The organism is Wolbachia pipientis, assembly GCF_023661085.1.
Classification (GTDB): domain Bacteria; phylum Pseudomonadota; class Alphaproteobacteria; order Rickettsiales; family Anaplasmataceae; genus Wolbachia.
Genome location: NZ_JAHDJT010000094.1, coordinates 1 through 5,636 on the forward strand (window position 1 = coordinate 1; position 5,636 = coordinate 5,636).

Below are 5,636 nucleotides of genomic sequence, written 5' to 3' on the forward strand. Positions count from 1 at the left end.
CTTGTCATTTTAACCTGTACAGATTGGGAAGTTAAACAAATAGCTTCAATGCTATGATAAGGATAACGGCGAAGGTTGTCAAGTAGTTTTTGTTTCCATTAGATGACATACGCTGCTAAAAGTTTGTTATATGGTTATACAAAAAGTCTAACGACAACTTAAAACTCAGCAAAGGAAAAGCTTTGTGCTAAGGGAGTATTTTAAGTATAACGTGGATAATTTATAGCACTTAAATGAATCATATTGTCAATGCGTATAATAGATTTGAAATTCCTATAGTTAGGGGAGAAGGGGTATACCTTTTTGATAAAGATGGCAAAAAATATCTAGACTTTGCTGCGGGTATTTCTACAACCTCTTTAGGACATTGTCACCCATATATTGCAGAGAAGCTGAAAGAGCAATCAGATTTATTATGGCACTGCTCTAATATTTTTACTATTCCCGAGCAAGAAAGGCTCGCTGAGCGTTTAACAGCACTTACTTTTGCGGATAAAATTTTTTTCTGTTCAAGCGGACTTGAAGCAACAGAGGCTGCAATTAAATTTATTCGCCGTTATTTTTATTCAAAAGGGCAAGAAAAACGCAACCGCATTATTACAATCGAAGGGGGGTTTCATGGCCGCAGTATTGCTGCAATTTCCGCTGGAGGAAATGAAAAATCACGCGAAGGTTTTGCTCCACTCCTTTCTGGTTTTGATAAAGTGCCAAGAAACAACATCAAAGCGCTAGAGGAAAAAATCAGTGATGAAACAGCTGCTGTGTTTTTAGAGCCCATACAAAGTGAGGGTGGAGTGTATACATTGGATGTAGAATACCTTCACAAAGTAAGGGAAATAACGAAAGCTCAGGAGATGGTCTTATGCTTTGATGAAGTGCAATGCGGGTATGGGCGTATTGGTTCTTTATTTCATTATCAAAATATAGGAATCGAACCTGACATTTTAACTTGCGCGAAGGCTATGGGTAACGGGTTTCCCTTAGCTGCATGTTTAGTAAGAAATTATATAGCAGAAGCGATTACTCCAGGAACTCACGGATCAACTTATGGCGGTAATCCGCTTGCCATGAATGTTGGTAACGCAGTGCTTGATATAGCGCTGAAAGAAGGCTTTTTCGATCATGTTAGAAGGGTTAGTAAATATCTAAAAGAAAAATTACTACTGTTAGCTGAAGAATTTCCAAGAATAATCTCAGAAATTCGTGGGGAGGGTTTGTTAATAGGAATAGAGCTTAAAGCTCCTTTGGCTGACAAAATTGTTAGCCGATCCCTTGACAAAGGTTTAATAATGACTAAAGTTTTGAATAATAGAGTAGTAAGAATAACACCTCCACTTATTGTTCATGATAAACATGTGGATGCAGCGTGTGATACACTCTATAATTCATTTTTTGAGGTTAAAGGTATATAAATATTTAAAAAAAATATAAAGTCCAGCTATACAAAATTTCAAACTTGCGAATGCTTCTTATAGTATGTAAAGTTAATTCTGTTTTTTGTCACAATAACATCATACTTTAATGGATTGGTTATTGGTTTCAATATTATCGGTAATTTTTGTTTTATTGATTTTATCGTTTTTATTTTCAGGGGCAGAAATAGGTCTAACCTCAATCAGCAGATCTCGCGTTAATAAGCTAAAGCTAGAGGGTAACAAAAGGGCCAAGGTAATAGATCGTTTGTTAAGTAAAAAAGAATTAACAATAGGAACAATGCTCCTCGGCAATACGATTATTAACATTACTTGTTCCGCTTTATTTACAGCAATATTTATAAATTTCTTTGGAAGTGAAGGCGTATTTCTATCAACGATTGTAATGACATTTTGTATTTTGCTGTTTTGCGAGGTGTTACCAAAAACTTACGCCATGCAAAATCCTGAAAAATTTACATTATTTTCCACTTATTTTGTACTGTTTTTTGTCAAGATTTTTTCTCCATTAACATTAGGCATTCAGTTTATTGTCAATCTTATTCTGAAGTTATGTGGGCTTCATAAGAACAAAGAAGTAATATCTGCAGCGGATGCAATGCGTAATATGATTACTCTTCATCGCAGTGAAGGAACCATGTTACAACAGGATTTAGATATGCTAAGCAACATACTTGATTTAGCTGAAACAGAGATATCGGAAATTATGACCCATAGAAGAAACCTATTTTCTCTTGATATAGATCGAAATAAAGAAGAGTTAATAAGAGAAATTTTAACCAGCAGTCACAGTAGGATACCTTTATGGCAAAAGGAACCAGATAACATTGTCGGAGTAGTTCACGTAAAGAATCTAATAAACGCTTTGCGCGAAAAGGACAATAAAATAGAGGAGGTTGATATTGCCCAAATTATGTCAAAACCTTGTTTCTTACCAGAAAGTACACCACTTAGCGTTCAACTACATAACTTCCGTCAAAACAGAAAACATCTTGCGTTTGTTGTTGATGAGTATGGAGCACTGCAGGGAATTGTAACTCTTGAAGATATATTGGAAGAAATAGTTGGAGAAATTTCCGATGAGCATGATTTAATCACGGAGAATTTTATAAAGAAAATATCTGACAATGTATATCATATCGAAGGAAAATCAACTATTAGGGACATTAACAGACAATTACACTGGAATCTTCCTGATGAAGAAGCTACAACTCTAGCAGGTATGATCGTGAATGAGATAGAGCGCATTCCTGACGAAGGCGAAGAATTTTTCATATATGGTTTTCATTTCAAGATTTTGAAAAAAGATAAGAATATTATTACTATTATTGAAGTACAAGTAAAAACTGATCATACTATGACAGCGATTAATTAGTTAGGTTTTATGGAAGACACAGTAAAAATAACAGCCGACGAGTTAAAAGATTATATAGAAAGAATCGAAAAACTCGAGCAAGAAAAGAAGGATGTGCAAGATCACATTCGTGATGTATATACAAAAGCTGCAGATAACGGTTGGGATACGAAAGTGATGAAACAGATTATCAGGCTAAGAAAGATGGATGATGATGACAGGGAGGAACAAGAAATATTACTTGATACTTATAAACGCGCATTGGGAATGAGTTGCGAAGAAGAGTCAAGTGAATAGCAGAATTGTAATTGGGATAAGCGGAGCATCTGGTTCTATTTATGGTGTACGTATTTTAGAAGTGCTAAAGGATGCCAACTATGAAACTCATTTAGTAATAAGTCGCGCTGGAAAAACCACTCTTGCTCATGAAGTTGCAGAAAGACTTGAAGACGTCACATCACTTGCAAGTTTTTACTATTCTGAAGAAAAAATAGGAGAAAAAATAGCGAGCGGTTCGTTTGAAACTTTAGGGATGATTATCGCTCCATGTTCTATGAAGACAATGTCTGAAATTGCGTCAGGCGTTACCTCTAACTTATTAACAAGAGCTGCAGATGTAACACTAAAAGAAAGAAGGAAATTAGTTCTTATGGTGCGAGAGTCGCCACTGCATCTTGGTCATTTACGAAATATGTTAAAATTAACGGAGATGGGGGCAATTATTGCTCCGCCAATGCCAGCTTTTTATATTAAACCGAAATCTTTGGAGGATATTATAAATCATTCTATTGGCAAAGTATTAAGTTTATTTAATATCAAATTATCTGGCTTCAGAGAATGGCAAGGAGTATAGCAAGTGGCAATTATCATTGACGGCAAGAAAATAGCAAGCGACCTGTGCAAGAAGTTATCACAAAAAATCGATGCTTTAAAGAAGAAGCACAACATTTTTCCTTGTCTTAAAGTAATTCTTGTGGGTAGCAACCCAGCAAGTCAAGTCTATGTCCGTAATAAACAAAAAAAAGCAGAATCAATAGGCATAAGTTCTGAGACTATTGTTTTGCCTGATAATATTTTAGAAGATGAATTAATTGCAAAAATTAATGAGTTAAATGCAGATCCGTCTGTGCATGGCATTTTAGTACAATTGCCTTTACCAAGTCATATTAAAGCAAGCAGAGTAATTAACACAGTAAGCGTTGAAAAAGATGTAGATGGCTTCCATGATGAAAACGTTGGCCGATTAGTTAAAGGTGAAAAAAATTGTCTTATACCTTGTACTCCTAAAGGTTCTTTGCATTTAATTAAATTGGTTGAAAGTAACCTTTCAGGTAAAAACGCAGTCGTGATTGGCAGATCAAACATCGTGGGTAAACCGATGTTTCACCTGTTGTTGCAAGAAGACTGCACTGTTACCATTTTGCATTCACAAAGTAGGAATTTAGTTGAATATTGTTCTAAAGCGGATATAGTAGTTGCAGCGGTTGGGAAACCAAATTTTATCCAAAAAGACTGGATAAAGAAAGGGGCAATAGTGATTGACGTTGGCATAAATAGTGTGAATGTAGAAGGGCAAACAAAGCTCGTAGGTGATGTTGACTTCGATGGAGTAAAAGAAAGAGTCAAAGCTATTACGCCAGTGCCAGGGGGCGTTGGTCCAATGACCATTGCATTTTTGATGATAAACACTGTTATTGCTGCTTATATGCAAGAGAAAATTGATACTTCTAATTTCATGGATCAAGGGTTGCAGTAAGGTAGGGTGAAAGGTACGAAAATGGCAGGGCTGAGAGGATGGCTAATAACAGTTTTTCTTTTGCTATACTCAACCACAGCTTTCTGTGGTGGTTGTAACTTTAATTTACCATACCGCGGGCTCAGTTGTAATTTAGATCTATCGTACAGAAGTTTAAGTAACATAAAAAAATTGTCAAATAACAGTGATAAATTTGTTGCGCTTACATTTGACGATGGACCATCTAACAGTAGAGTAAACGATATTATCAATGTTTTAGAAAACTATAAAGCAAAAGCGACATTTTTTCTTCTTGGCGAACGTATAAATAAAAAAACGTCCGAGATAGTAAAGAGAATCTATAATGCAGGTCATGAGCTGGGCAATCACTCTTGGTCGCATAGAAAGTTGACATCGCTTTCAAGTGAAGAACAATTGCAAGAGCTGGAGAAGACAAGTACGGCAATTAAAAATGCAACAGAGCAAGATGTAAAATGGTTTCGCCCGCCATATGGATGTTATGATGATAATTTGATCGAAAACACCAATCGATTGAATATGTATTCGATATTATGGACAGTCGACTCTCTAGATTGGCAAGGTGATAAACCAGAGATCTTAGTTGAAAGAGTTATAAGTAACGTACACAATGGAGCAATCATACTGTTCCATGACCACGACAACAAATCAAATACAGTTGAAGCTTTACCTCAGGTTATTAAGATACTAAGAAAGTCGGGTTATGAGCCTGTTACCTTAAGTGAGTGGGAGGAAAGGGTTTGTAGTGTAGTTAAAACTGAAAGTATATCAAGAGGAGAAGAAACGCATAATTTAGATTTACCAAAGCACATTTACAACTAGGTCAGTAGTTGAAATATCTAACTCCGACACAGTACCATCTGCTTGTACCGATCTCTGCTGCACAGAAAGCGGATAGGTGACGTTTTGCCAGTCAACAATGGTATCATTCCAGCGTCCCTTCTCCCGTCATCCCAGTACTTGATACTGGGATCTAGGATGCTACTTTAGTAATAAGCATTTAAGAAATTTACTAAACAGAAAAAAGGCAAAAGAAGCCCCGATCGGTGGCTAATTATTTATATGTACCTCAAAT

At 36.0% G+C, this 5,636-nt stretch carries 6 protein-coding genes; all 6 read left to right on the forward strand.

The annotated features are described in order from the left end of the window. Positions 1–233 precede the first annotated feature (233 nt). The 6 genes from DM84_RS04570 to DM84_RS04595 all read left to right on the forward strand — a co-directional run bounded on the left by DM84_RS04570 (position 234) and on the right by DM84_RS04595 (position 5,383). Positions 234–1,412 (forward strand): aspartate aminotransferase family protein, encoded by a 1,179-nt coding sequence (locus DM84_RS04570; protein ID WP_250778679.1) that lies wholly within the window; start codon positions 234–236, stop codon positions 1,410–1,412. 109 nt (positions 1,413–1,521) lie between these two features. Beyond that, positions 1,522–2,808, forward strand: a complete 1,287-nt coding sequence (locus DM84_RS04575; protein ID WP_250778681.1) for an HlyC/CorC family transporter — start codon at positions 1,522–1,524, stop codon at positions 2,806–2,808. Positions 2,809–2,817: 9 nt separating this feature from the next. Next, positions 2,818–3,084 carry a DUF2312 domain-containing protein gene (locus tag DM84_RS04580; RefSeq protein ID WP_250778683.1) on the forward strand — a complete coding sequence of 89 codons (267 nt, stop codon included), beginning with the start codon at positions 2,818–2,820 and terminating at the stop codon, positions 3,082–3,084. Continuing rightward, positions 3,077–3,640, forward strand: a complete 564-nt coding sequence (locus tag DM84_RS04585; protein ID WP_250778685.1) for a UbiX family flavin prenyltransferase — start codon at positions 3,077–3,079, stop codon at positions 3,638–3,640. Before DM84_RS04580 ends, DM84_RS04585 begins: the two co-directional genes overlap by 8 nt. A gap of 3 nt (positions 3,641–3,643) precedes the next feature. Next, positions 3,644–4,543, forward strand: a complete 900-nt coding sequence (gene folD, locus DM84_RS04590) for a bifunctional methylenetetrahydrofolate dehydrogenase/methenyltetrahydrofolate cyclohydrolase FolD (RefSeq protein ID WP_250778687.1) — start codon at positions 3,644–3,646, stop codon at positions 4,541–4,543. A gap of 21 nt (positions 4,544–4,564) precedes the next feature. Further along, complete coding sequence (locus tag DM84_RS04595) at positions 4,565–5,383, forward strand: polysaccharide deacetylase family protein (protein WP_284706141.1); 819 nt, start codon at positions 4,565–4,567, stop codon at positions 5,381–5,383. Positions 5,384–5,636: the final 253 nt, after the last annotated feature.